This window comes from Pseudoalteromonas sp. SR45-6 (genome assembly GCF_014163545.1).
In the GTDB taxonomy this organism is placed as follows: Bacteria; Pseudomonadota; Gammaproteobacteria; order Enterobacterales; family Alteromonadaceae; genus Pseudoalteromonas; species Pseudoalteromonas rhizosphaerae.
In genome coordinates, this window is sequence record NZ_JACJDM010000159.1 from 1 (window position 1) to 723 (window position 723).

At 43.7% G+C, this 723-nt stretch carries 1 protein-coding gene and 1 pseudogene; both read right to left on the reverse strand.

Annotation, left to right across the window (positions count from 1 at the left end; genetic code table 11):
• On the reverse strand, nt 1–224 hold a 224-nt coding region (locus tag H5158_RS22660; protein ID WP_182740981.1), incomplete at its 3' end, for an ATP-binding protein.
• An 11-nt stretch (nt 225–235) separates the two neighbouring features.
• A pseudogene (locus H5158_RS22665) lies at nt 236–723 on the reverse strand (IS21 family transposase); the annotation flags it as partial.

Genomic DNA, 723 nt, shown 5'->3' on the forward strand with positions numbered 1-723 from the left:
ATCAGTTGATTTAACTGAGCCGGTAAGCGGAATTTAGCGTGTCGCACTAGCCGGTCGATTTTTCTTTGCTCACGCGTATCAATTTCATGAGTGAGCAATAAACTGACGCGCTCTATAAAGCTTTGTTCTTGATATAGATTGGGCTGTTCAAGCTGTTGCTTGAGTGCTTGCTTTATACCGGATAACTTGAGTAGTTGAAGTTGCTGGTTAATGGTGTTTATCATGATTCATTTCCTTAATGGTAATACTGTGTGCCGCGTATGTTGCCATGCTTAATTGGCTTTTCTGGCTCTGTTTGCTGTGTGGGTAACGGTTGTTGATCCAACCCCTTTTTCAGCATCTGCTTAATTGATTTGAGTGTGGTCGTATTCATTATGATTGCGCGATAACACGCTTGCTCAAGCCGTTCTTTTGAATAAGTTTTAGCTAAACTTAACACCCCTAAACAGGCGCGATAAGCGTGCTCGGGGTGACGCCGTCCACTGAGCTGTAACTCAATAACTTGGTGGGTATACTCCCCAATACTTAATGCCCATGAGCGTAAATTTATCGGTGACTGCTCATGCTGTTTTTGATGCGCCAGAGGCATATGATGAGACTGTGTTGTATGCCCACCTAAATGATGTGAGCGCGGATGCTGTGCGATTAAGGTATCGTCATGATAAAGCTGTACTAGCTGATTGGTTATGTGTGCGCGTAATTGTTTCTTAACCCACTGATACG